This is a genomic window from Acinetobacter sp. YH12252 (assembly GCF_013417365.1).
GTDB classification, from domain to species: domain Bacteria; phylum Pseudomonadota; class Gammaproteobacteria; order Pseudomonadales; family Moraxellaceae; genus Acinetobacter; species Acinetobacter towneri.
In genome coordinates this window covers 72175-97483 of sequence record NZ_VPEA01000005.1, presented here as the reverse complement: position 1 = coordinate 97483, position 25309 = coordinate 72175, and the positions used below count along the sequence as shown (strand labels likewise).

Sequence of the window (25309 nt, the reverse complement as noted above, 5' to 3'; positions counted from 1 at the left end):
TACTACGCAAACGTTGTATTGTAACGGAGCTAACTTTGCTTCAATCAAGACATCCCTAAATATTATGCACAACAAATAGGATGTCTTTTATGCGCTCAATACTCAAATTTGCCAGTCTTGCTGCTTTTAGTGGCCTAGTACTCATGGGTTGCAGCACCACCGCGACCACACAACAAAAATCTAAAATCTTAAAAATGCATGCTGTTTCAGCACAAGGGATTGGCAAGGAATTAGGTACGGTTGAACTGCGTGACGGTGCAGCAGGCTTAGTCATTCACACCCAACTCCAACAACTCCCTGCAGGGGAACGAGGTTTTCATATCCATGAAAAAGGTTCATGTGCAGCAGCAGAAAAAGATGGAAAAATGGTTGCTGCTTTGGCAGCGGGCGGACATTTTAATCCCAAAAATATCCCGAATCATGGTACACCGCTGACAGGACATTTAGGGGACTTACCAGCTTTAAGTGTTGCAAACGACGGAACAGCCAAAGTGACCGTGATTGCACCCCGTTTAACATTGGCACAAGTTGAAGGATTGGCCTTGATGATTCATGCAGGCGGTGATAACTATGCCGACCATCCAAAACCATTGGGCGGCGGCGGTGAGCGAATTGCCTGTGGGATTATTTAAGCGAGCATGATGCATTTTCAATAAAACATTTATTACCAATTGTGGATAAGTTAAGGGTTATACACATGCCTTTCGACTTATCCGCAAAAAGTAAAATTTATCTTTTTGAGGATTATTCTCAAACGACGCTCAATGCAGGTCTTCTTGCTTTATATCGGTCGTCTTTCATAACCACACTTACTCGTTTTTGAATAACTTGCTACTAATTTGCAAAAAATTAGCTCAATTTTGCAGCCATCGTATCTAGCTCATCAATGTGCAGAGCTCGCAACAGCTCGTCTTTGCGATTGTCACTATTTGCGCTACACTGCTGTTTTATCGACATGAAAAAGATTTGGGCATGAACATTAAAACATTACGTTGGGTTGGGTTCCTAGAAGGTATTTCATTCTTATTGTTGTTATTTATTGCTATGCCCATGAAATATATGTTCGATAACCCAATTTTAGTGAAATATGTAGGTATGGGACACGGCGTATTGTTTATCGCATTTTTAGTGGTGCTTTTTGTGGTTTGTGAAAAACAAAAATGGTCTCTTAAAATGTTTATTTTGGGCTTAATTGCTTCAATTTTACCTTTTGGCCCATTTGTTTTTGATGCTAAATTGAAAAAGATGGAACAACCAGTACAAGCTTAATCTGCAAGTCCTTTTCAGCTTTCATCATATTACACATTTTCTCAACTTTAATTTATAAATCAAATGTTTGCAAGGTGATGCCACATCACCTTGTTTTATGATGCAGCTGAAAAATTTAACCCCTTAAAACTGCCCTGCAGCAACTCGCTCCTGCATCACCTGTTTAAGCATCATGCGTGGCAAACTAAACCAGAGCGTTATCAGCACCAAACAAGCCAAACTATACGCCCAAATATCAAACCGCATATATAAAACACGCACCAGTTCAATCACAATAAAAAAGCACAGCATCAATATCATTGAAACACTAGCAGCAACAGTACCTTTAGACACTTCCGATGACATTAAGGCGAAACGGTATAAGACTGAGAAGCTCATTCCCTCACCAAAACTAATCAAGCTCATACCAATCACCAAACACCAAACAAAATAGCTTTGCCAAATTGCCCCCAATACGATCAGCACACTACCCAACAACATTAAAGGTAAACCAATCAAGACTGTTTTTCCTAAAGGTAAACGGTCAATGACTTTCATCAGTACCAGATTGCCTAAAATCAAACCACCCAAAACAGGAAACTGCGCCAAACCGTATTGCAGACTACTAAAGCCTAACTCTTCCACCAACATCACAGGAGATAACGCAATCCACAACATTAAAGGCATGCTCAATAAGGGCAGCGCCAATGTCAAACCTAAGAATCTGGTATTTTGAAAAACTTGTTTAAAATCATCCCATACATCTCGAAATGGAGGTTTGGAAATACGCTGCTGATTTTCAGGCATTTTGGCTTTCAGTCCAAACCAACTCAAAAATGCCAACAGTGCTATGCCGATAAAACCCCAATGCCAAGAAACATGCTCAATCATAAATGCACCTAAGACTGGGCCGAGCAAGGGAGCAAGTAAAGACACGTTCGCCATGAGTGCCATGACTTTAATTGCATCACGTTCTGCAAAATTTTCCTGAATAGCCGCATAACCGACTGCACTAATGACTGACAAACCAAAACCTTGAAAAAAACGAAAAACAAGGAAGCTTTCAATATTCTGAGTCAATAAGATCAATAAACAGGTTAGGGTAAAAAATGCCACGCCGCCCAATAATACTTTTTTGCGTCCCAAACGGTCAGAGAGTGGCCCCAATAACCACGCCACACAAGCACCCCCCAGCAAATAAAATGACATGGACGAAGCTGCCCATGCACTACTGACACCAAAATCTTGTGTGACGGCCAACATTGCGGGTTGAACCAAGTCATTGCCAATATAAACCGCGAACTCAAACAAGACCAAAGCCAAGGGAAACATGAGTGTGGCACGTTGAATGGTATTTTTTTGCTGCTGTGGCATGAGTTATAAAGGACAAAACGATGCAAGTCAGCCGCGTTTAGCCCATAAAAATAGAAAATTGAGCTGCAGTTTAACAGAGTTGAATGGCAAATTTATGGCGCATTTTTTAAGTCCGTTAAATAAATTGCGGCACTTGATGTGACATCAGACCAAGTTAGGCATCACCTCCTTCAGCGGGTTAAGGCGATACGGTATTGCCCAATTCATAATATGAAAATACCGAAAGTACAGGATAAAACTACCCACGGCAATGAGGCGATCATTACAGTGTAGAAATGCTAGCGTTTTGATGGACATGCTGCGCTCACACGTTTTTGAATCGAATGAAGTCATCCTAAATAAAAGCTGTGGATAACACGAGTATTATCCACAGACGCTTTGTTGCATTTTTAGAACATCATGCAAGATTTACCTAAGCCCTACAGCAATTTAAGGACATTTTTTGCTTTGGAAAGTCTTGGTATTTTTACCACGTGCGCATAAGTAAGCGGTTTGCACATCACCCTGCTGCCATTGTCCATTAATATTTTTAAAGTGATAAATACTACGAATTGAACGTACCGAATCATCCATTAAGCCTGTTTCGGTAATTTTTACTTCTGCCGCAGTTGGTGCTTCGACACGGTTAAAGTATTGACGAATTTCAACGGTAGCCAATTCTTTACGCAAATCTGGACGTTGTTTGAGTACCTGCGCCAAAGGTGTTTCTGCAGGCGTAACTTGTGAAATAATATTCTGTGTAGTCGCACAGCCTGACAATAACGCAACACCCAATGCGGAAACCGTGATTAAACGCAACATAACTCCTCCAAAATGTTGATTATTATTTATGCTTCTATGATGCCCTGTTAGCGCAGAAACGCTAGAACAGAAATGTAAAATTAAAACAGCGGCATAAAAAAACGCATCACGAGGATGCGTTTTTCAATTCACTTAAATAAATGAAAGGCGAAAGGAATTACAAATCAAATAATTTGCCTGGGTTCATAATGCCTTGAGGGTCAAAAACCTTTTTCAACGCTTTCATATATTCAATTTCTTCAGCCGAACGTGAATATTCCAAATATGGTTTTTTGGTCATGCCTACACCGTGTTCTGCAGAAATAGAACCATCATATTTCTTCACAGTATCAAATACATACTTATTTACCACCTGACATTTGGCAAAGAATTCGTCTTTGCTTAAATCGGCAGGTTTAAGAATGTTCAGGTGCAAGTTACCATCACCAATATGGCCGAACCAGCAAATTTCAAAGTCAGGATAGTTTTCTGCCACAATTGCATCAATTTCCTGAATAAATGCAGGAACATGAGTAATCAATACTGAAATATCGTTTTTATATGGAATAAACGGTGCAATCGACTCAGAAATGTCTTCACGCAAACGCCATAAACTTTCAACTTGGTCTAGGCTTTGGCTCAATACGCCATCCATCACCCAGCCTTGTTCCATACAGTGTTCAAAAATTTCCATCGCCTTGTCCATAATTGGTTCAAATGGCGCTTCAAATTCAAGCAACACATAGAATGGACATTGAGTTTCAAATGGACGTTGCACATGGCCATGATCCAACACTTTCTGCATCGCCAATTCACCAAAGAATTCAAATGCAGTCAGATCAATTTTGGCTTGGAAGGCATGTAATACAGGCATCACTGAATTAAAATCAGGCACACCCAATACCATCACTTGCAAATCTTGCGGTTGGCGTTCTAGCTTAATTTCAGCTTCGGTCACTAAACCGAGTGTACCTTCACCGCCAATAAATAAATGTTGCAGCGCATAACCCGTTGCATTTTTGATCATGCCTTTGTTCAGACGCAGGATATCTCCTTTGCCTGTTACCACAGTCAGACCCAACACCCAGTTACGAGTCATGCCGTATTTAATAACTTTAATACCGCCTGCGTTGGTGCCAATGTTACCGCCAATTTGTGAAGAACCTGAAGAGGCGAAATCGACCGGATAATACATACCCTGTTCTTCTGCATAGTTTTGCAGTTGTTCAGTCACAACACCCGCTTGTACGCGCACCATACGGTCTGCAGGGAAAAACTCCAAGATTTGATTCATCTTGTCCATGCTCACCACAATTTCACCATTGGCTGCTACTGCACCCGCAGACAAACCTGTACGTCCGCCCGATGGCGTAATTGCAACCTTAAACTGATTGGCCAGTTTCACAATAGCTTGCACTTGTTCCGTACTGGATGGAAAAACGATGACCGATGGATTCGGATCAAAATGCTTTGTATGGTCACGACCCCAGTTTTGGAGGCTATCGGCATCCGTTTTAATACGGTTTTCACCGACTATTGCCGTTAATTGGGTCAATAACTCAGGGGTTAAAGCGACTGGAGCATTCATCGTTTGCAGACCTAGCAAGAATTAAACAGGAAGAAAAGCGACTGTCTGCATATCTTGATCAATTTGAAGATACTGCAGACTAAATATGTGCATCAAAGCAACAGCTTGGGTTGGCTTTCATGTGTGCCGCTTATTATAAGCGATTTTTTTGAAAAACCTGTGAATATTGGCAATTCCGATAATATAACGTGGTAAGAACAGGGTAATTTTGGGCAATATTTCTGAAAGAGATTATATCTGACAAAAAATACCTGCACTCTTGGTCATAAAGGAAATGTATATCGACCCATCTCCTATGTTATCATACCGCCACTAAATTTGGCCTTTGTAGCGGAGCCGTAATGAGCCAACATCTTTCACTACCTAAAGATAAAATTCGTTTCTTGTTGTTAGAAGGCGTACACCAGAACGCAATCGACGTGTTAAATGCAGCGGGTTATACCAACATCGATTATCGTAAAACAGCGCTTGAGGGCGATGCGTTAAAAGAAGCGATTAAAGATGCACATTTCATCGGAATTCGTTCACGCACACAGCTGACTGAAGAAGTTTTTGAAGCTGCGAACAAGCTAATTGCTGTAGGTTGTTTCTGTATTGGTACAAACCAAGTGAACTTAACTGCAGCAATGGAACGTGGTATTCCAGTTTTCAATGCCCCTTATTCAAACACCCGTTCGGTTGCAGAATTGGTATTGGCTGAAGCAATTTTATTGCTACGTCGCGTACCTGAAAAATCAACCGATACACATGCAGGTGGCTGGAACAAGTCTGCTGTAGGTTCATTTGAAACACGGGGTAAAACTTTAGGTATCGTGGGTTACGGTTCAATCGGTTCTCAACTTTCAGTATTGGCTGAAAGCTTGGGTATGCACGTCATTTATTATGATGCTGTGACCAAATTACCGTTAGGTAATGCACGTCAAGTTGGCTCTATGGGCGAATTATTGGCAAATGCTGACGTGGTTTCTTTACACGTTCCAGATGTACCCTCTACCCGCAATTTCATGGCAAAAGAACAATTTGCACAAATGAAAGAAGGCGCAATTTTCATTAACGCGGCACGTGGTACTTGTGTGGTGATTGAAGATTTGGCAGATGCCATCAAGTCTGGTCATATTGCAGGTGCTGCAGTTGACGTATTCCCGAAAGAACCAAAAGCCAATGGTGAAGAATTTGTTTCCCCACTACGTAACCTACCAAACGTGATTTTAACACCGCACGTGGGTGGTTCGACCATGGAAGCGCAAGCGAACATTGGTTTAGAAGTGGCAGAGAAATTTGTTGCATATTCAGATAAAGGTATGACTTTGTCTGCAGTGAACTTCCCTGAAATTGCACTGCCATTGACTGAAGGCAAGCACCGTTTATTGCATATTCACCAAAACATTCCAGGTGTATTGTCTAAAATCAACAACTTGTTTGCTGAACATGGCATCAACATCTCTGGTCAATCACTTATGACCAAAGGTGATGTCGGTTATTTAGTAATGGACGTTGATGCAACTGCATCGAAAGAAGCACTAGATACTTTACACGAAGTTGAAGGCACAATTCGCGTACGTGTCTTGTTCTAAGACCACACGCTGATGCTACAAAAAACCACAGTCTTAGTACTGTGGTTTTTTATGTCTGATCTATGGGCATGACCTTGAGTTTCCACAGCTCTGCATTTTTAAACTTGCTATAATCTGCCTGACTTTCTCATTTCCCCACTGTTGAGTATTTTTCTGCCCCATGCCAAACGCCCAACTCACTGCGGTGTTGTTCATGGTTTTATCCATGATCTCCTATCAAATCAGTGCTTCTTTTGCCAAACAATTGTTTCAGGTGCTTGACCCGCTTACTGTGACGATTTTGCGACTGTGCTTTGCCAGTGTAATTGTGGCAATCATGTTTCGCTCATGGCAAATTCTGTCGCGGCTCGCACATTTAAAATGGCGTGATTTATTGTGCTATAGCGCAGCCTTGGGCTTAATGAATATTCTGTTTTATCTGTCTTTGGGCAAGTTGCCGCAAGGTATTGCGGTGGGTTTAGAGTTTGTCGGGCCTTTGGGCTTGGCTTTATTGTCCATTCAAAACCGTAAAGATTATGTCTGGGTATTGTTGGCGATTTTAGGCATTATTCTTATGGTGCCTTGGGGACAAGCGCAGGGAGATCATTTTAGTCTGTTTGGTGCAGCATGTGCCTTAGGTGCAGGATTGTGCTGGGCTTTTTATATTTATTTTGGGCAAAAAGTGGTGCAACAAAATATTGGCATGCACGCGCTGACCATCGCCATCAGTATTTCGGCTTTGGCTTTGATTCCCTTCGGACTGTATAACAATGCCCCCGCACTGTTTGAAACCCAGTATTGGGGTAAGGCGCTTGCCATTGCAGTGCTTGCCACGGCCATTCCTTATGCGCTGGATTTACAAGCCTTAAAACAACTCAGCAAAATGAGTTATGGCACACTGTCCAGTTTGTCGCCTGCTTTGGCTGCACTGACAGGCTTGGTATTGTTGGGTGAGAAAATTACTTCACTGCAATGGCTCGCCTTATGCTGCATTATGTTAGCTTCGGTCGGTGTTACTTTTAGAGCAGTAAAAAAATCCAAACAGCCGCAGAATGTTTAAACCAAACTGTTTTTAGACATCTGTTGGTATTTTTCATACTCTGCCAAATATTGCTTGGCTAGACTTTGTTTTTGCTGTTCAGACAAAATTTTGCCTGCCTGCTGAAAAAAGCCATGTTCTTCTTCTTTTAAATGATGATGCACTTTATCTGACAGTTGCTTGGCAATTGCCAGCCAACCCGTGTTGCTCATTTCCGTTTCGGTTAATTGTTCGAGTAATTCATCCATTTGATGATGCTCTGCCAAAGCATGGCGAGTGATATTTAAACCCGCATCAGTCATCATTAAGGGAATATAAAAATAGCGATCTTCTGCCACTGCATGCGCAAATAATTCATTTTTAAGTTGTTCAAATATCGCTCTACGTTCAGGGCTATCACCTGAAGTTTGCGTCAGTTGGTGGGCTAAATTTCGTTGAATGTCGTGACTTTGGCGTAAAGCTTCAAAAATATTCATGTGCAGACCTCTGTTTTTTACCTATGCGCGGCGAACAGATTGATAAAAATCTACTCGCACATCCACATCGGTTTTGGAGTCAGTTTTTTAATTTCGTTTTAATCCTCTAAGTACTGTATAGAGGATCAATCCAAAATCCTGCAACTATTTGTATAAAAAGCTTTAATTCACTTACTCACTTTATTCAAGTTATGTATCTGAGCAAAATTTAGAGATTTAAAACCCGTTTCGGTACCAAGCGCTTTTTATCTGTAATTTCAGCCAAACCTAAACACTTTTCACCATCAAACACCAATATTTGTGCAACAGCAGGATGCTCGATATTACTTTCCATGCCTCGGCTAAAATATTCAGCCCGACCTTCAGGCACCTGAACCTGTGGAAAATGCTGTACAGGCGCATAAGCAGGCAGCAATAAGGCTTCACGTTCCGCTTCGCTTAAACTTTCCAAATATTCAATGCTATAGCTTGGAATCAGGTCAAAATGCCCCGTTTTAATCCGATGCAAATAAGTCAGGTGTCCATAAGTACCTAAAGCTTTGGCAATATCTTCACCCAACACACGGATATACGTGCCTTTGGAACAGGTAACATCCAGCGTGATACTGTTTTCGGTAAAGGACAGTAACTCAATCGCATAAATGGTAACTGGGCGCGCTTCACGTTCAATTTCTATGCCTTGACGAGCTAACTCATATAACGGACGACCTTCTTTTTTTAAGGCAGAATACATGGGCGGAACTTGCATAATATCGCCCTGAAACTGCGTCAAAACCTGTTCAATTTTTTCTTGGCTCAATGCTGGCACAACTTGCTGTAACAAGACTTCACCTTCTACATCACCTGTCGTGGTGCTATGCCCGAATTGAATGGTGGTCTGATAGCGTTTTATAGAATCGAGTAAATAATGTGAAAACTTGGTCGCTTCACCTAAACAAATAGGCAACAAACCTGAAGCCAATGGGTCTAATGCCCCCGTATGCCCTGCTTTTTGCGCCCGATACAACCAGCGTACTTTTTGCAAAGCCGCATTGGAACTGATGCCCAAAGGTTTATTTAATAAAAACACACCACTAATGGCACGACGCTGAATTTTAGCCGCAGATGATTTCATAGCAAAAAGTAAGTCAAAGCAAAACTGCATCATGGTAACAATCTGCCGCGATAAATGACAACATTTCTAGAACAGCGACTTACTTTTATGGCATATTTGAGCGCTTAGGATTAAAAAAATAAAATGGATAAACAGGTGCATTGAAATGCAGAAACATAAAATATGGATTGTTTTAGGCGTAGTGATACTGCTGATTGCGGCTTTGGTGTATTGGCTGATGCCACAATCAAACTCCCCCGATACATCACCCCAGCAAAGCTCAAATGATGAAACATCTCAAGCTTTGAGCATGCAGCAAGCCATGCAAAATAACCCTGCTGCAAATTTTTTAAGCCCAAGTCAGCAGGACACCGAAGTCAATTGTCAGCTTAAACTGGATGCAAGTAATCGTCTGATTGTGAATGAGCAAACCCGTAACTGTTTTGAATATTTTATTACCCAATATGGCGAAAAAAGCATTGAACAAATTCGTGGTGATTTTAAAAGGTATATTCAACAAGGACATAAAGAGCCTGCCTTATCGCTAATTTTAGATTTATGGCAGCGTTATTTGGACTATCGCAATGCGCTTGGACAACTGCAAGCACCGAATTTAAATCAGGAAGATCCGCAATATTACCGCAGCATTTTTAGCAGCATGCAAAATCTGCGTAAACAATATTTTTCTGATTATGAAATTGAAGGTTTATTTGGTACGGAAGATGCCTATCACGAATATACCCTAAAGCGCATGGCAGTCATGGATGATAAAAAATTATCTGAAGCTGAAAAAGCACGACAATTGCAGGAATTATTTAAACAATTACCTCAAGATTGGCAAGAAAATTTAGAACAGCTGAACACCTTGCAAGATTTACGCAGCTTGACTGCGGCAATTAAAGCACGTGGTGGTTCTGCTGCTGAAATCCGCCAAATGCGTTTAAATCTGGTTGGTCCTGAAGCAACTCAGCGTTTAGAACAATTAGATGGGCAACGCAGTCAGTGGAAATCACGAGTAGAGGATTATTTAAGTACGCGTGATCAAATCATGCAAAGTGGAATGAATGATCAAGCCAAGCAACAAGCCGTGAAACAATTACGCGGACAGCATTTTCAAAATCCACAAGAGCAATTGCGTTTAGAAACCTTTGAACAGGTACATGATCAAGGTGGAAAATTACCCTTTGCTGACTAACATATTGCATAGAACAACTGGGGCATGCAACATGCCCTATTTTTATGCCTGAAAAGCTGTTTTAGTACAAACCCACCACAACGATTTAATATACAAATGTCTATAAATATTAAATAGATATCAAGATGCATGTAGATTTACAAATCTCTGGGACAATGCGCAATAACTGTCCCCAAATGATATGTTTTTTCTAAATTACGCATGAAAAAATACCTGAGCGTACAAAAATTAGTCGTGGATGACTCACAATAACATGCCGTAAGCAACGGCAATTTGCATATCTGAGCTTTCAGGAGGGAAGCGACGTCACCACTTCACTTGTAATAAAAATAAAGAACACAGGATTGTTTTATGACCATCATATCTAACATACGGGCAATTACATTGGCTGTCACTGGCTGCTTGTTCGGCTCAATGGGTGCAGCTCAAGCGGATCCAAGCGTGTTGCCTATTCAGGAGCAGGTCAAATCTGACTATGCCAAAACCAAATATCCATTGCTCATGGTGCACGGCTGGCTCGGTTGGTCACGCATTGGCAATGACACGTTTAATATAGATTATTGGTATCAAATTTTGCCAGATATGGCACGTAATGGCGCAACCGTATTTGCCGCACAGCTCTCCCCTGCACATCGTACTGAATTTCGAGGTGAACAACTGATAGCCCAAGTCGAAGAAGTCATAGCAATCACAGGAAAATCCAAAGTCAATTTAATTGGTCACTCACATGGTGGACCAACAGTACGTTATGTAGCCGCGACCAAACCTGAATATGTGGCATCAATTACCGGTGTTGCAGGAACATTCCGTGGCTCCAAAGTTGCCGATGATATTCAAAATAATCGTTTATCACGCACCGCGTTTAATATTTTAGGCGACTACATGGTGGCTCCACTCATTACTTGGGTGCAGCAACAGCCAGATATGCCTGTCGATTTTGATGCATCGATGGCTTCTTTAACCGAAACAGCGTCTGCAGATTTTAACCGTCGTTTTCCAACCACAGCCTTGGCCGCAAATTGCAGCAGCAGCGGTGCCAAAGTAGATCGCGGAATTCATTACTATTCATGGACAGGTGTCGCTCAAGCCACCAATTTACTGGATATTGACACTGTTTTAATGCAACTCGGCCCACTGTCTTATGGCAATTTAGACAACGATGGCATGGTCGCACGTTGTAGTACCCACATTGGACACGTCATTCGTGACAACTACCGACTAAATCATACCGACCTTGCCAACATGATGTTTGGCTTAACGGGCTTGTTTGCACCTGACCCAGTTGCACTGTATCGACAACATGCCAACCGATTGAAATTACAAGGTTTGTAATAGTAAAGCTCATTTCAATCTTGGCAAAACCATCTTCCTGTGCTTGAAACTCAAGTGCAAGAAGTTCAATAACCATGAATCATTCAGAACTTGCAATCTAGCAAATTTCCTGAATAATGATATTTGACAATAGATATTGTCATGCTAGGAAAGCACAATAAAATAGAGGATGTTATATGAAATATGGATTATTCATTGCAGGCTTAATTGCGGCTAGTACCTTCAGTACCGCGCACGCATCCAATGCAGAACAGGTCAAATCTAACTTCGTGATCTCCAGTTATGCCAAAACCAAATATCCGATTGTGTTTACTCACGGTATGGCAGGCTTTATCAATATTGGTGGAGATCAGTTAGGTGTCGATTATTGGTACCAAATTTTACCCAATTTAGCACGTAACGGTGCTAACGCTTGGGCAACCCGCGTATCTCCATTTAACTCATCAGAAGTTCGTGGCGAACAATTGGCACAACAAGTCGATGAAATTCTTGCGATTACAGGTGCAAGCAAGGTCAACTTAATTGGTCACTCACATGGTGGACCAACCATTCGTTATGTTGCAGGCGTCATGCCTGCTCAAGTCGCCTCTTTAACTGCTGTCGGTGCACCGAATAAAGGCTCACCTGTGGCAGACTTTATTTTGAATGTACAAGGTGCACCGCTCGAAAAACCATTAATTGATATGGTCAATTTAGTGTCTAAAACCATTACTTGGGCACAAGGTTTAGATCCAAATAGCTATCCACATGACTCATTGGCAGGTGCCAACAGTTTGAGCACCACACGTTCAGCACAATTTAACAGCAAATTCCCAATGGGTATGCCAACGACAAGTTGTGGTGAGGGCGCTTATCAAGAAAAAGGCATCCAGTTCTATTCATTTACGGGCAATACGGCTGTCACTAATTTACTTGATCCAGACTCAGCCATGTTGGCGACCAGTTTGTTGATTGATAATGGTCGTGATAATGATGGTTTGGTATCACGCTGCAGCGCCAAATTTGGTAAAACCATTCGTGATAACTACTATTGGAACCACTTGGACGAAGTCAATCAACTCTTGGGCATGAAAGATATTTTTGCACCAGATCCTGTTGATGTGTATCGTCAACATGCCAATCGCTTAAAACTACAAGGTTTATAAACTCAAATAGCAGACATAAAAAATGCGCCTAAACGGCGCATTTTTTAGCTGTAAAGCAAAGTTAAAATTAACCTTGTTTACGTGCTGGTAATTTCTCACGAATACGTGCAGCTTTACCAGACAATTCGCGTAGGTAGTAAAGTTTAGCACGACGAACGTCACCACGACGTTTCACTTCGATTTTCGCAACGATTGGAGAGTGAGTTTGGAAAACACGCTCAACACCAACACCGCTAGAAATTTTACGTACTGTGAACGCAGAGTTCAAACCACGGTTTTTCTTCGCAATTACAACACCTTCAAATGCTTGAAGACGTTCACGATCACCTTCTTTTACTTTTACTTGAACGATAACTGTATCGCCTGGTGCAAAAGCTGGGATGTCTTGCTTAAGCTGTGCATTCTCAACAGCTTGTACTAAAGGATGCTTACCACTCATGGGGTATCTCCAATATGTGTGGGTCAGAAGAGGTCTGATTTCCACTGGGTATAGAGGCTAAAGCGCATAGACCCGATTGACTTTCCCTTTATGCCTGACCGCTTCAATGCATAAAGAGCCTATTTAAAAACTACAAACACACTGTCTGTAGCAATTTTGCTTAGACAAACCGATTACTTGGTCTGTCCTTGCGAATCTTTTAGCCATTTTTTTTGCTGCTTGCTCAACTCAACTTTTTCAATCAACTCAGGTCGACGCTCTAAAGTCCGTTGATAACGCTGCAAAAACCGCCATTTTTCAATATTGGCATGGTGTCCCGACTTTAGTACTTCAGGGACATCCAAACCTTCAAAATCGTCTGGCTTGGTATATTGTGGGCAATCTAAAAGACCATCCACAAAAGAGTCCTGCACATGAGATTGTTCATCAGACATTGCACCCGGAAGTCTCCGAATAATACTGTCCAACAACACCATCGCAGGTAGCTCACCACCCGATAAAACGTAATCTCCAATTGACCATTCCTGATCAACATAGTTTTGGATTAAACGCTCATCGACCCCTTCATAACGGCCACACAATACAATTAAGCCATCATATTCAACGAATTGTTGTACTGCAGTTTCGTTTAAGGTTTTACCTTGTGGCGACATATACACCACAGGTACATGAACTGCTCCTGCTTGCTGTGCAAGCTGTTTGGCATGCTGGATTGCTTGCGCCAAAGGCTCTGCCATCATCACCATACCTGGACCCCCACCAAATGGACGTTCATCCACCCGTTTGTAGTTGCCCTGTGCAAAATCACGTGGATTAATGCAATGAATTTGCATTAAATCGCGTTTTGCTGCGCGTCCGCTAATACCGTAAGCTGTAATCGCTTCAAACATTTCAGGAAAAAGCGTAATGACTGCAAAAAACACCGCAGACTCCTCTATTTTCCTGCTCTGCGAATCCTGAATGGATTAATAATCTACGCCCCAATTGACATAGATACGACCCGCTTCGAGATCAACGCGTTGTACCACATCTTTATGCCATGGAATCATACGCTCTTCACCATCGACGCTATCGGCAGTTGCGCGAACCACGATCACGTCATTGGCACCTGTTTCAAACAGTTCATGGATTTGACCGAGGTTTACTTCTTGTTCATCATCGTTCAGACCTAACACTGTTAGACCTTTTAAATCAGACCAATAATACTCGTCCACGCCCGGTTGAGGCAGTTGCGCTTTTGAAATCCAGATATTTGCGCCAACCAAGTTGTCTGCTGCGGTACGATCACTCACACCTTTTAAGCTGACCACCAAGCCTTTGCCATGTGGTTTCCAACGTTTTACATCGACCATTTGCCAACCTGCTTTGGTTTCAATGTACCAAGGCAGGTAGTCAAAGATGTTGCTCATAGGTTCTGTATTGGAATAGACCCAGAGCCACCCATTTAATCCATAAGCTGAACGTAGCTGTCCAATCTGAATACGATCTTCGGGTACATTCTGTGTTGGTGTCATGGGCTACCTACGACTTAATTTGTAAAAATTATGCAGCAGCTGCAGCTTTCTTCGCTTGAGCAGCTAAAGAAGCAACACGTTCAGACGGTTGAGCGCCTTGAGCAACCCAGTGTGCAAAACGGTCAGCATCTAAACGAAGTTTTTCTGCTTTACCTTGCGCTGTAGGGTTGAAGAAACCGATACGCTCGATGAAACGACCGTCACGCGCATTGCGGCTGTCAGTTACAACGATTTGATAGAATGGGCGCTTTTTAGCACCACCACGAGTAAGACGAATAACTACCATGATACAACCTTATAGTTTTTACGGATTATCCCTGTATCGACCATCGATACATTTCAAACCCCTTTCATAGAGGGCAGTATTTTACGTTATATTTGCGCTGAAAGAAAGAATAATTTAGATTTATCCACAGTTTTGAATTTGGATTTTTTTACAAAAAAGAGCATCTAGGAATGCTCTTTTAAGAGACTTCATCAAACGAGAATTAACGACTTTCCCAATTTGAAGAAGCAGAAACACTGCATGTCGTTCCTTTCTCCCAACATTTTTGTCCCTGGCTATTTAGCACCACTGCTCCATTACCATTTTGAACTGTTCCCGGTTTAGGTGCAGCCGTAAGTGTCCACGTTTGCGCCGCGGGTACAAGTGTGATGGTATATACGCTTCCTGAAGCAGGATAATCTTTACTTAAACCATTATTATCCAACTTTGCGTTTGTATAATTATGGTTCATTACATAATAGCTTTGCAAACGTTGTGCAATTTGCATCATTTCACCTTGTACATCTGCCCGATTGGTACGGATTTTGTACTGTGTGTAAGATGGATAAGCAATTGCTGCCAAGATGCCAATAATTGCGACAACAATCATTAATTCAATTAAAGTAAATCCTAAAGAGTATTTTTTCATTACCATGACTCGCTATAACTGCCACAATTTGCATAACCTGTCACTACATCTTTGACTTTTGTCATACAACGTAGACCATTACCTCTCAGTAATAAATCATAATTTTGAGGATCTTTCGGAAAACCACTGGTAGCGGCACATCCCCCTACTTTACAGCGCTCTACTTTTATTGCCCAATTTAAACCTTTAACTGACTGGGAATCTGCGGTTTCAACCCCCCCACTTTTTACAACAGTTAAAGGCTTTTTAGTATCGCTTGTCGGAGTACTCAAATCAGCATCTACCAGAGTTAAAACATATTTACCATCTGCTGCTGCTGAACCAACAGGAAGATACAAGGTTCCCGTAGAATTATTATAAGAGCTATAGATATAACTTGCGTCGAAGCCCTTATAACTGAAATTCTTGGATTTAAAGCGTTCTAGTTCGCTGGCTATACGCAAGGCCTCCTGTTTCGCAATCGCCAAATCCTGTTTTCGCATATATTGTTGATACGAAGGTACGGCAATGGCAGCAATAATTGCTACCACCACCACTGTAATCATTAGCTCAATTAATGTGAAGCCATGTGTTTTTTTCATGATTTACCCCTTAACGAGTTTCATACCAACGTAACTGTCTAAGTTTCGCTGTGGTGGTAAACTCCTGACATTCAGGTAAATTTGGGGTAGTGGTACAATTGAGCGTGGTTGGGCGGTTTACAATCAACCCAGTATTATTGGCACTACGACGTCCTTGACCTAAACCAGCACCCAAAATACCCGCACCAAGTTTTACGCGATTCGGTGCTGTCTGACCACTCGCATAAAAGTTTTCAGGACATTTTCCTGTAGGCAAACAGAACTGATAGACATAGCTGTCACCTTTGACACCTGCACCACACGAACCACCAATACCTGTACCATCACGATGAAACACATTGACATACAACATGCCATCTAAGGCATATAGCTCATTCATGCCTTTATAGACACCAGCTATATTCGAATAAATATATTTCCAACCATTATTACCAGTAACTGGAACGCCTGTACTAAAGTTATCATTTAGTGAAGTTAGTGAAATATTCTTTGTCCTTAATGCTGTAGTTCCAGAATCAACCAATGTATACAAATCAGTTCTTGCTACATCTTTATCATAAACTACAAATACACCGTCCGCTGCACTAACCGTGGATCCTGCCTGATTGTTTATACCTGATGCTGCGACTGCTCCAGCTAATGGAGAACTACGATTCCCTGAGCTAAATGCAACGGCTGCAACATAACCATCATCGCTGTCATGTATAGACACACTTGGCATTTCATAGAAGCGAGGGCTTGCCCCACCTGTTGCATGTTCATCAAATAAGCGTACAACACGTTTAGCAAAATTCGCTTTTTTAGCACTTGCATCGGCACCCGTGGCAGCGTTATTTAAGTCGACACGGAAACCTTGTCCACCTAAGTCACCAAAGTATAAGTTGTCGACCAAACCGTCGCTATCACGGTCAATAGCATTGATCTGGCTGACTACACTATATTTCATGTTAATGCTCGTTGCACTGGCATTGGTATAGGCTTCTGCACCACCTGCTGCTGTTGCATTGGCACTGGTCCACCAAAGCAAGTCGCCATTATTGGCATCAAACATATAGACACCAGCGCCTTTACCATTACTTTGATTATATTTGGCACATTCATAACCAATATTTTTAGCCGCAGTTTCTCCCGTAGCATTACATGCAGTAGTCGCACCTGTAGCATCATAACCACCACCTACAAACATGACTAGTTTTTTCTCTCCACCAAAATTCACATATGCAATAGTTGGTTTAGACCAACTTTGTCCCATATAACTTAAAGCGGTTACACCTGTAGTTGTGGAACTTGATTTATAAATTTTTGAGTGGGCTGGGTCGATGTGAAATTTGAGCTCTGGATTATCTAAGTCAGACAAATTCAAGGCGTAATAACTTTTGCCTCCCATACGCAAACCACCATAGACCCACTGCAAGCCTTTAATGGCAATATCATCACCACTGGCATTCTGTGCAACACGACCTGAATCCTTCACGGTCAATGTTCCATCTGCTTTTGCAACATACTGGGTATAAGCCGTCCACGGTGCATCTATACCGTAGAACAGGTTATTTTTGCCCAAGGTACTACTGGTTTCAGATAGAAAAGCATTCTTTTGATTTTGCATCATTTCGTTTGGCGCAAAGGCAAAAACCTCTTTACCACGATTTGCATCAGTTGCATTTTTGCCTGCCCGTACGACATGCAATAATCCTTGTGTACTACCGAATAATAAGTAATCGTCACGATCAGTGGTGTCAATAGTGCCAGAAGTGTATGAAATTTTACCTGACTGGGTCAGCAAGATAGGGGTTGAGTGCATGACCGAACCGACCTGACGTAGTTCAGGTTTGGTTATAAGGTCGGCCAAAGTAACCGTTCCTGTTGCAGCAACATTATAGCCGAGCAGGTTCAACCAATAGTTTTTATCTGGGTCATTGGCAAATAACGCTGTAGTGTCCGTACCAAATAAAGTCGTCACATTCACTTTTTTTAGTGAATTGGTTTCTCTTGCCGCATAAGGTGCCGCTGTACCTGTAATTTCCCGATTGGTATAAAGAGTACGGTTGGCAATTTTTTCATTTGTGCCATTGGTGCTTAAACCCAAAGGCAATTGTCCTTTCATACCTTCATCAGTCCAAAGACCTTTGGCGGCTGCGTTAAGCGAACCATCCGCCTTAATTAAGCGAATAGTTTTGCTTGCATTATATAATTCACCGTTAAAAATATGATATTTATTCATATTTCCGACCCAAAGCTGAGTAGACTCCTGAGGTTTCGGTGTAAATGATCCATAATAACCATAAGGTTGAATGCGTAGTGGATTCAATGCGTCTTGTGGTAGGGTAGGCGAACCTGTGGCAATCGGCTCGAATTCAGGCCTAACATCATCCAAAAATTTCACCACACTGTCTACAACATCTTGTGTTGATTGTGCAGAATAGAAACCACCATTCCCATAGCCTCCAACACTACTTGGTAAATCAGGATGCGGCTTAGCTCCCCAGTTACAAGCATTTTGAGCATCAACACCTGTAATTAATGAGCAATTATAATAATCACGCAGCTCTGTCGTTCGCTCACCTCTGCTATTTATATAATTTAAACGACGAATAATCCGTTGTGCTTCAGGTTTTGCTGCATCTACAGTACGATCAACATTGAATACTGACCCAAAACCAACAACCGCAGTTTTAATTTCTAATCCTAAAGGGTTTCGATTAGGTGCAGTAGTAGATGCCCTTTGATTTCTTAGGGCTTTCGCAAACTCGCCAACAGCGGGCATACCATTATCAGGTTGTGTACCATTTGGTAATGTTCCCGTCGATGGAACACTAAAAGATGAGCCTGATGTCCCTAAAGCTGCTTGCATTAAAGGGACAGGTACAGGTGAGCTATTGGGTTCACCATCGGTTAAAAAGTATATGCCCTGTCCATTACATTGCGTATTACTGGTGGATAATGGACTTGAATAATTTGAGCCACTTTTAGAACTAGTCACAGATTTTGAAAATCCACTATAGCCAAGATCAGCCGCTGTATCCGTCACTTGGCTAGTCAAGAAGGTACGTATTTCATCATTCCATAAGCCTTGCCGAGTAGTCCAACCCCAAGAGCTATTGAGATAACCATTACTTGGGTTATAAGAATTACATCTTAATCCAGCCCACCCTACACACCTTGCATAAAGTGTTGATCCATTATAGACAAAGCTAACATATTGATCTTTATATCCAGTAATATTAGTTGTAGTATTTTCCCCCAACATGTATGCAGCCACTTCAGCATAAGCATTCGCGGTAGGTGTGCCTCCACTACCTTGTAAATCTGCAACCGCCGTTTTAATCGCTGTACGTTGTGCAGTGGTTAATAATGCTGCTGGAACAAGGATTTTACCACTTGTTCCATCTGCACTAGTAAATACATTGTCATTTCCACTTTGTGAAGAAAATTGCCCTATCCCAATAGCAACCGAATTTGAATCGATCTGATTACTATCCATCAGGGTAAAAATTGCATCTTTTAATTTCGTTAATCGATCGTAATGTTTATCTACACCAACGGTATAGTAGTATCTAGTACTATTTCCTCCGTCATTTTCAAGATTATTTAAAACTATATTTGAAGGTTGAGAATCTAAAACTGTACATGAACTAGTATTACTTGAACCGCCTGAACCACAATTAAACCATTTTGTATCTGTTGAGCACGTAAACCTGCCACAACTTGTTGTTTGAGTTCTAAGATAAAAATATTTTTTTACTCCATTACTTATACCACAATAATAACGTGTATACGATGGTGTAGTTCCTGATGGCTCTGCACCCAATGTATAAGCCGTATTTGGAGATAATTCACATGCCGACCCATCAGTCATCCGTACAGCACTCATACTCCCCGAAGTATCTAGCATCATAGTAATCGTAGTTTTACCACCAGTCGCATTACTATAAATATCAATATCACTCGCCTGCGAAACACTACTACAGACCATCATGGTCATCAGCGCCGAAACCGCCGTAGAAAGCACAATTCTTGAATTCAATGTTTTCATTTTTTTAATCCTCTTTCTTTACGATACCAACTTCGGCTGACCGCCAACGGTATAGTCCGAATGCTGCATGTTATAGGGAATACCTAACCCATCAAAACATGCCCCCACGGCCGAAGCCCGCTGCTTAAAACAGTTCTCTATTTGCGTAGTAGTCGCACCTGCAAAACTTGGTAAGACTGAAATGACAGTCGCCCCGATATTATGCATGGTTACCGGCACATTACTTTGTCCAAGACTTGTTCCTTTTGGCATACCACCAAATGGTGTAGAGGTTGTTGCATTTTTGGTTAAATACACTTGTGACAGCACTGCAGAACGCCCCATTGCAAACTGGTTGGCTTTACAAAAGCCATCAACACCAATCTTGGTCGTTGATCCATCCTCTGTAATCGCGCTAGCTTTAGATAATTTAAAGAAAGAATTTTCCGATGCGCGATAGCAAAATACCAATTCGTCATTTGCATTGGCAGACGAGTTAAAATAAGCAAACATACCATCCAAGGCCAGTTGTCTTTCAACCTCAGCAGGGTTTTCAATATTAAACAACGCTGAATCGGAGTTTTCTAACAACAACGCATTCACCTGACTATTGGTTGCAATTTTTAAACCCACAATCCCCATTTTTACCGCTATAGTCCCCAGTAATGTGATAACGATCAAAATGACCAATACCGTAATGAGTGTTGCACCTTTTTGTTGTTTCATGATGATGCTCCCAAGGTATTACGAATGGCGACCACTTGATTTACCGCCTGACGCAAATATCGCTTATTTACTGCTACATCCCCTGAAAGCGTGACTGGAGTTCCCGCAACATTAAAGCTGGTTTGAGTATTTAAACTTGCATCTGCACCAATTGTTCCCGTAGAACGAGACAAAATGCCAATATCCATAGAAACAACATTCAAATAGGTTTTGGAACAGGTATCTTCCACGATAGGTCTAGCACAAGCAGTGCGGATCGTATTCATCGCAGTAATATATTGATCAATTGTCATATAGCGTAACTGACCCGCAGGATTTTTTACCCCTAAGCGTACTTTAAACGCATCGACCCGCTGCATAATTTGTTGTGCATCGGTATCTAAACCGACTAGCCCTGCACCATCATAAGAAGCAGCATCACAATACAGCGAGTACGAGGTCGGCTCACCCGTGACTTGTTGTGGACTTTCTGCCACATAATAACGTTGCACAATAGTTTTCGAGGACGCATTCGTCACCTGTACGCCTTCGCAGTTAAAAATTGTACTTGTTGCAGGCGTGTATTGTATGGTTAAGCGATCACTTTTCCCTGTGGTGTTGTCAGTATCCTTATTTTGCAAAGTAACAAATTCAGCTTCTAAATTAGCTGTTGCTTGCAATGCAGTTGGTAGATTTTCTTTTTTAAAAATAATGCCTGAACCTATAACCCGACTATTTACTTTTTGCTCGGATAAAGTATTTAAATTGGTATGACGCAGATCATGTGTGACTAAAGATAAACCAAAATTAGCATTTTGCTGCAACTCACTCATGCCAGACTGCAAATTCAAAGAACGCTGACTACTCAAAAATACCGCCAAACCTGCTGCAACAATTAACAATCCTAATGCTAAAGCAATCATCAACTCCATGAGGGTGAAACCTGAGGTATATCGCTTATGAGCCATAGTTATATACCTCCATGATGATGCATTTCGCATTTGGTACATAAGCCGCACCATTGGTGCAATCAGAACTACTTGTACCATTGGTCGCTGTTGTTCCTTCCCACGCTACATATATACATTTTCGAACTAAGGTAGACCCTTGACAATTAAGCACATTCATCCTCATACCCAAGTCAGTTGCACGGCTGCTTACTAGTCTAAAATCGTATTTAGCCATATCTTCAGGGGAGCAAAATGCAGTTGCGCAATTCGTGGTATCGGTATTCGCAACATAACCCGCCAGCCCTGTTCGATTCATACGCATCCGCTCCGCCAAATCTCGGGCAATATTGGTCGCCTGAACATTCATCGTCGCTTCGTTGCTAGCCGTGATGGCTCTAATTTGTAATGCCACAAACCCCAATACAGCAATACTTAGAAGTACTAAAGCCACAAGCACCTCCACTAACCCAACTCCCGTTTGACGTTTCATCATTTTTATTATTCCTTCCCCTCAAGTCGGACAACTTGTTGCCGCTTTATTGTAAACAACCGTTCCACCCTTTTGTACATACACATATGCTTTTAACGCAGCATCACTACTGTGTTCAAAAATAAAGCACTGTCCGTTTGTGGAAACACTGGTCTGCCCCAAACGATTAAAAGTCACACTGCTATCCCCACTCGTTTTTGTGACATGCGTTGGCACCCAAGTTTTAAAAGGTGTTGCCACACTACTATCTAACGCTACGACCCGATCACTCTGTTTAAAAATCGCTTCAGACCTTGTTTCCGCCAATAAATCTACAAAATCACGCGTATCACTTATAAGTTGGTTTTTTCGAATTGTTTGGGTAAAAGAAGGCGCCGCCATCATCGCGATAATTGCCATCACCGCAATCGTCACCATCAACTCAATTAAGGTGAACCCATTTTCTTTTTTTCGCATACTCCCCCCCCAAGACACAGACGTTGCCCTATTAAAAATAATAACCAACAACTTTACAAAACCCTCACACTTCAGGACAAATGGCATAAAAAAGCAGATAACCGTCATTGAATGGTTATCTGCCTATTTTTAATCAATTTTTTAAAGTTTAATATGCTTCGCGGTTTAGGTCTGTGTTACAGGTATACGTAACTCTTTGGGCAAACTAAAGGTAATATTTTCTTCGCGGCCTGCCAGCTCTTCAGGTGCTGTTGCACCCCAATCCTGTAAGCGCTGTATCACCTGTTTAATTAAAATTTCAGGTGCAGATGCACCCGCAGTTACACCAATTTTTGTGTTCGGTTGAAACCATGCTTGTTCCAACTCGTCTGCATTATCCACCAAATAGGCGCGTTTCCCCATACGCTCAGCCAACTCACGTAAACGGTTAGAGTTAGATGAGTTTGGAGAACCAACCACCAACACCACATCACATTGATTGGCTAAGTCACGCACTGCATCCTGACGGTTTTGAGTGGCATAACAAATATCGTCTTTACGTGGCCCTTGAATATTCGGATATTTTTGGCGCAAGGCATCAATCACTTTGGCTGTATCATCAATCGACAAAGTAGTTTGCGTCACAAAAGCCACTTTATCTGGATGCTGAACCGCAAGTGCAGCCACATCATCTTCATCTTCCACCAAATAAATTTCGCCGCCATTTTTCTTGTCGTACTGACCCATCGTGCCTTCAACTTCGGGGTGTCCTTCGTGACCAATCAAAATCGCCTCTGTGCCTTCACGCGCATATTTGGTGACTTCAATATGTACTTTGGTGACCAACGGACAAGTCGCATCAAATACTTTTAAGCCACGACGCTCCGCTTCTTGCTGCACTGCTTTAGATACGCCATGTGCACTAAAAATCACGATATTGTCATCGGGCACTTCATCTAGCTCATCGACAAAAATTGCACCGCGCTGACGCAAGTCATCTACCACAAATTTATTGTGTACCACTTCGTGACGTACATATATAGGAGGGTTAAAACACTCAAGGGCACGATTTACAATCGCAATTGCTCGGTCTACACCTGCACAAAAACCACGTGGATTCGCCAATACAATTTCCATAGAACCCTCTATGTTGAAGTTAAATAGGTGGGATGTTTAAAAATTTATGCCAACAAAAGCCAACTTGGCTATTTTGTTTAAGGGGCGTCTACTCTAAAATAGAGAAGATATTTTATCATATCAGGAAAAATATCATGTCGGGTCTATTGTTTGTCGTTTCTGCCGCTTCAGGAACAGGCAAAACATCCCTCGTTAAAGCCCTGCTTGAGCGTGTGAATAATTTACACGTTTCAGTTTCTCACACAACACGCGGTCAACGTCCCGGCGAACTCGATGGTGTGCATTATCACTTCACGCAAAAACAAGATTTTATCGACTTGATAGAACAGGGCGGTTTTATTGAATATGCAGAAGTATTTGGCAATTATTACGGCACTGCGCAAGCAACCGTTAAAGAGCAGTTAGCCAAAGGTCACGATGTGTTACTTGAAATTGACTGGCAAGGTGCTCAGCAAGTACGCAATCTTTTTCCTGAATCGAAGCAAATTTTTATTCTTCCACCAAGCCAGTTTGATTTACGTGAGCGCTTGTCTAACCGTGGCACCGATACAGTCGATGTGATTGAGCATCGTTTGGGCTGCGCAGTTGAAGACATGCAGCAATATGTCAATTTTGACTATGTGATTATTAATGATGACTTTAATAAAGCCCTGCACGATTTAGAAGCAGTGATTATTGCCAACCGTTTGGTGACGGCGCAGCAGGCACATCGTCATCAAGCCTTGATTGAAAAGTTAATTAGCCCGCCAAGCGCGTGATTAAAACTTGAGTCTATAAGCAAAGCACCTTATACTGCACAGTCTGTTTAAATTTATTATTCGAACGAGAATTCTTATGGCACGCGTTACCGTTGAAGATTGTTTAGACCATGTAGACAACCGCTTTGAGCTTGTACTAGTGGCAAGCAAGCGCGCGCGTCAATTGGCACGTCAAGGCATTGAACCAACTGTAGAATGGGACAATGACAAGCCAACTGTAGTGGCATTACGTGAAATTGCTGTGGGTCATGTGTCTAAAGACATTTTGAAACAACGTGATCAAGACTATCAAACTTCAAGTCTTGACCTCGCACTTTCAGCAAATAACTTGAATTTAGATGGTTTTTCTTTCCAATAAGAACGACTTTCTGAAAAAGCCTAGTATTTTACTAGGCTTTTTTGTTGTCTGAACTTTAATCTTGCGCTAAAAACCGTTATAACATAAGGAGCAAGACCCTGTTTATTAGTGCCAAATTTATCACTATTTTGGCATGAAAAAATTTGACAAGTCATGCAATATGCTTTTCATTATAAGGTCTAACTGTATATTC

General features: G+C 41.7%; 26 protein-coding genes and 1 pseudogene. 9 read left to right on the top strand and 18 right to left on the bottom strand.

Annotated elements, in window-relative coordinates:
• The first annotated feature begins 89 nt into the window (after positions 1-89).
• Both sodC and FTV28_RS06755 read left to right on the top strand, forming a co-directional pair.
• Positions 90-632 carry a superoxide dismutase family protein gene (sodC, locus tag FTV28_RS06760; RefSeq protein WP_179989847.1) on the top strand — a complete coding sequence of 181 codons (543 nt, stop codon included), beginning with the start codon at positions 90-92 and terminating at the stop codon, positions 630-632.
• 340 nt (positions 633-972) lie between these two features.
• Positions 973-1269, top strand: coding sequence for a DUF3817 domain-containing protein (locus FTV28_RS06755; protein ID WP_004974548.1), 297 nt, complete (start codon positions 973-975; stop codon positions 1267-1269).
• A gap of 123 nt (positions 1270-1392) precedes the next feature.
• On the opposite strand, the gene FTV28_RS06750 is transcribed toward FTV28_RS06755, so the two are convergent.
• The 4 genes and pseudogenes from FTV28_RS06750 to FTV28_RS06735 form a co-directional block, all read right to left on the bottom strand.
• On the bottom strand, positions 1393-2622 hold the full coding sequence (locus FTV28_RS06750; protein WP_179989845.1) for an MFS transporter: 1230 nt from the start codon (positions 2620-2622) through the stop codon (positions 1393-1395).
• A 181-nt stretch (positions 2623-2803) separates the two neighbouring features.
• Positions 2804-2913, bottom strand: a pseudogene (locus FTV28_RS06745) (pirin family protein); the annotation flags it as partial.
• 138 nt (positions 2914-3051) lie between these two features.
• Positions 3052-3423: a hypothetical protein gene (locus tag FTV28_RS06740; RefSeq protein ID WP_004974545.1), complete on the bottom strand. Its 372-nt coding sequence runs from the start codon at positions 3421-3423 to the stop codon at positions 3052-3054.
• Positions 3424-3580: 157 nt separating this feature from the next.
• Positions 3581-4990 (bottom strand): FAD-binding oxidoreductase, encoded by a 1410-nt coding sequence (locus tag FTV28_RS06735; RefSeq protein WP_179989844.1) that lies wholly within the window; start codon positions 4988-4990, stop codon positions 3581-3583.
• A gap of 341 nt (positions 4991-5331) precedes the next feature.
• On the opposite strand from FTV28_RS06735, the gene serA reads away from it, so the two are divergent.
• Entirely contained in the window at positions 5332-6564 is a 1233-nt protein-coding gene (serA, locus tag FTV28_RS06730; protein ID WP_004974541.1) for a phosphoglycerate dehydrogenase, read from the top strand.
• Positions 6565-6724: 160 nt separating this feature from the next.
• A complete protein-coding gene (locus tag FTV28_RS06725; RefSeq protein ID WP_004974539.1) occupies positions 6725-7603 on the top strand; it encodes a DMT family transporter in 879 nt (292 codons plus the stop codon).
• Here the strand turns inward: FTV28_RS06725 and FTV28_RS06720 are convergent.
• On the bottom strand, positions 7600-8058 hold the full coding sequence (locus FTV28_RS06720; protein ID WP_004974536.1) for a hemerythrin domain-containing protein: 459 nt from the start codon (positions 8056-8058) through the stop codon (positions 7600-7602). The two genes, FTV28_RS06725 and FTV28_RS06720, sit on opposite strands and share 4 nt — an antisense overlap.
• 208 nt (positions 8059-8266) lie before the next feature.
• On the bottom strand, positions 8267-9172 hold the full coding sequence (gene truB, locus FTV28_RS06715) for a tRNA pseudouridine(55) synthase TruB (protein WP_179989932.1): 906 nt from the start codon (positions 9170-9172) through the stop codon (positions 8267-8269).
• Between the two features lie 145 nt (positions 9173-9317).
• Here truB and FTV28_RS06710 point away from each other — a divergent pair, with 145 nt between their 5' ends.
• The 3 genes from FTV28_RS06710 (at position 9318) to FTV28_RS06700 (ending at position 12823) form a co-directional block, all read left to right on the top strand.
• Positions 9318-10346: a lipase secretion chaperone gene (locus FTV28_RS06710; RefSeq protein WP_179989842.1), complete on the top strand. Its 1029-nt coding sequence runs from the start codon at positions 9318-9320 to the stop codon at positions 10344-10346.
• Between the two features lie 414 nt (positions 10347-10760).
• Positions 10761-11678, top strand: coding sequence for a triacylglycerol lipase (locus tag FTV28_RS06705; RefSeq protein WP_257222816.1), 918 nt, complete (start codon positions 10761-10763; stop codon positions 11676-11678).
• 176 nt (positions 11679-11854) lie between these two features.
• Positions 11855-12823, top strand: coding sequence for a triacylglycerol lipase (locus FTV28_RS06700; protein ID WP_179989838.1), 969 nt, complete (start codon positions 11855-11857; stop codon positions 12821-12823).
• A 67-nt stretch (positions 12824-12890) separates the two neighbouring features.
• On the opposite strand, the gene rplS is transcribed toward FTV28_RS06700, so the two are convergent.
• The 12 genes from rplS to ispH form a co-directional block, all read right to left on the bottom strand.
• The gene (gene rplS, locus FTV28_RS06695) at positions 12891-13262 is read right to left on the bottom strand and encodes a 50S ribosomal protein L19 (RefSeq protein ID WP_004974529.1); all 372 of its coding nucleotides are present in this window, start codon (positions 13260-13262) and stop codon (positions 12891-12893) included.
• Between the two features lie 173 nt (positions 13263-13435).
• Positions 13436-14185 (bottom strand): tRNA (guanosine(37)-N1)-methyltransferase TrmD, encoded by a 750-nt coding sequence (gene trmD / locus FTV28_RS06690; RefSeq protein WP_179989836.1) that lies wholly within the window; start codon positions 14183-14185, stop codon positions 13436-13438.
• 42 nt (positions 14186-14227) lie between these two features.
• Positions 14228-14776: a ribosome maturation factor RimM gene (rimM, locus tag FTV28_RS06685; protein ID WP_179989834.1), complete on the bottom strand. Its 549-nt coding sequence runs from the start codon at positions 14774-14776 to the stop codon at positions 14228-14230.
• Positions 14777-14804: 28 nt separating this feature from the next.
• Positions 14805-15062: a 30S ribosomal protein S16 gene (gene rpsP / locus FTV28_RS06680; RefSeq protein WP_004974526.1), complete on the bottom strand. Its 258-nt coding sequence runs from the start codon at positions 15060-15062 to the stop codon at positions 14805-14807.
• A 202-nt stretch (positions 15063-15264) separates the two neighbouring features.
• Positions 15265-15690: a type IV pilin protein gene (locus FTV28_RS06675; RefSeq protein ID WP_179989832.1), complete on the bottom strand. Its 426-nt coding sequence runs from the start codon at positions 15688-15690 to the stop codon at positions 15265-15267.
• Positions 15690-16271 carry a type IV pilin protein gene (locus tag FTV28_RS06670; RefSeq protein WP_179989830.1) on the bottom strand — a complete coding sequence of 194 codons (582 nt, stop codon included), beginning with the start codon at positions 16269-16271 and terminating at the stop codon, positions 15690-15692. Before FTV28_RS06670 ends, FTV28_RS06675 begins: the two co-directional genes overlap by 1 nt.
• A gap of 10 nt (positions 16272-16281) precedes the next feature.
• Positions 16282-20304, bottom strand: a complete 4023-nt coding sequence (locus FTV28_RS06665) for a pilus assembly protein PilC (protein ID WP_179989828.1) — start codon at positions 20302-20304, stop codon at positions 16282-16284.
• Positions 20305-20322: 18 nt separating this feature from the next.
• Positions 20323-21009: a pilus assembly protein PilX gene (locus FTV28_RS06660; RefSeq protein ID WP_179989826.1), complete on the bottom strand. Its 687-nt coding sequence runs from the start codon at positions 21007-21009 to the stop codon at positions 20323-20325.
• Positions 21006-21956, bottom strand: a complete 951-nt coding sequence (locus FTV28_RS06655) for a PilW family protein (RefSeq protein ID WP_179989824.1) — start codon at positions 21954-21956, stop codon at positions 21006-21008. The genes FTV28_RS06660 and FTV28_RS06655 overlap by 4 nt, the downstream gene beginning before the upstream one ends.
• Positions 21946-22431 carry a type IV pilus modification protein PilV gene (pilV, locus tag FTV28_RS06650; protein WP_179989822.1) on the bottom strand — a complete coding sequence of 162 codons (486 nt, stop codon included), beginning with the start codon at positions 22429-22431 and terminating at the stop codon, positions 21946-21948. The genes FTV28_RS06655 and pilV overlap by 11 nt, the downstream gene beginning before the upstream one ends.
• An 18-nt stretch (positions 22432-22449) precedes the next feature.
• Entirely contained in the window at positions 22450-22884 is a 435-nt protein-coding gene (locus FTV28_RS06645; protein ID WP_179989820.1) for a prepilin-type N-terminal cleavage/methylation domain-containing protein, read from the bottom strand.
• 165 nt (positions 22885-23049) lie between these two features.
• A complete protein-coding gene (gene ispH, locus FTV28_RS06640) occupies positions 23050-24000 on the bottom strand; it encodes a 4-hydroxy-3-methylbut-2-enyl diphosphate reductase (RefSeq protein WP_179989818.1) in 951 nt (316 codons plus the stop codon).
• Between the two features lie 134 nt (positions 24001-24134).
• Here ispH and gmk point away from each other — a divergent pair, with 134 nt between their 5' ends.
• Together gmk and rpoZ are read left to right on the top strand one after the other, a co-directional pair.
• Positions 24135-24758 carry a guanylate kinase gene (gmk, locus tag FTV28_RS06635; protein WP_179989816.1) on the top strand — a complete coding sequence of 208 codons (624 nt, stop codon included), beginning with the start codon at positions 24135-24137 and terminating at the stop codon, positions 24756-24758.
• A 76-nt stretch (positions 24759-24834) separates the two neighbouring features.
• Positions 24835-25116, top strand: coding sequence for a DNA-directed RNA polymerase subunit omega (gene rpoZ / locus FTV28_RS06630; protein ID WP_004896248.1), 282 nt, complete (start codon positions 24835-24837; stop codon positions 25114-25116).
• Positions 25117-25309 lie beyond the last annotated feature (193 nt).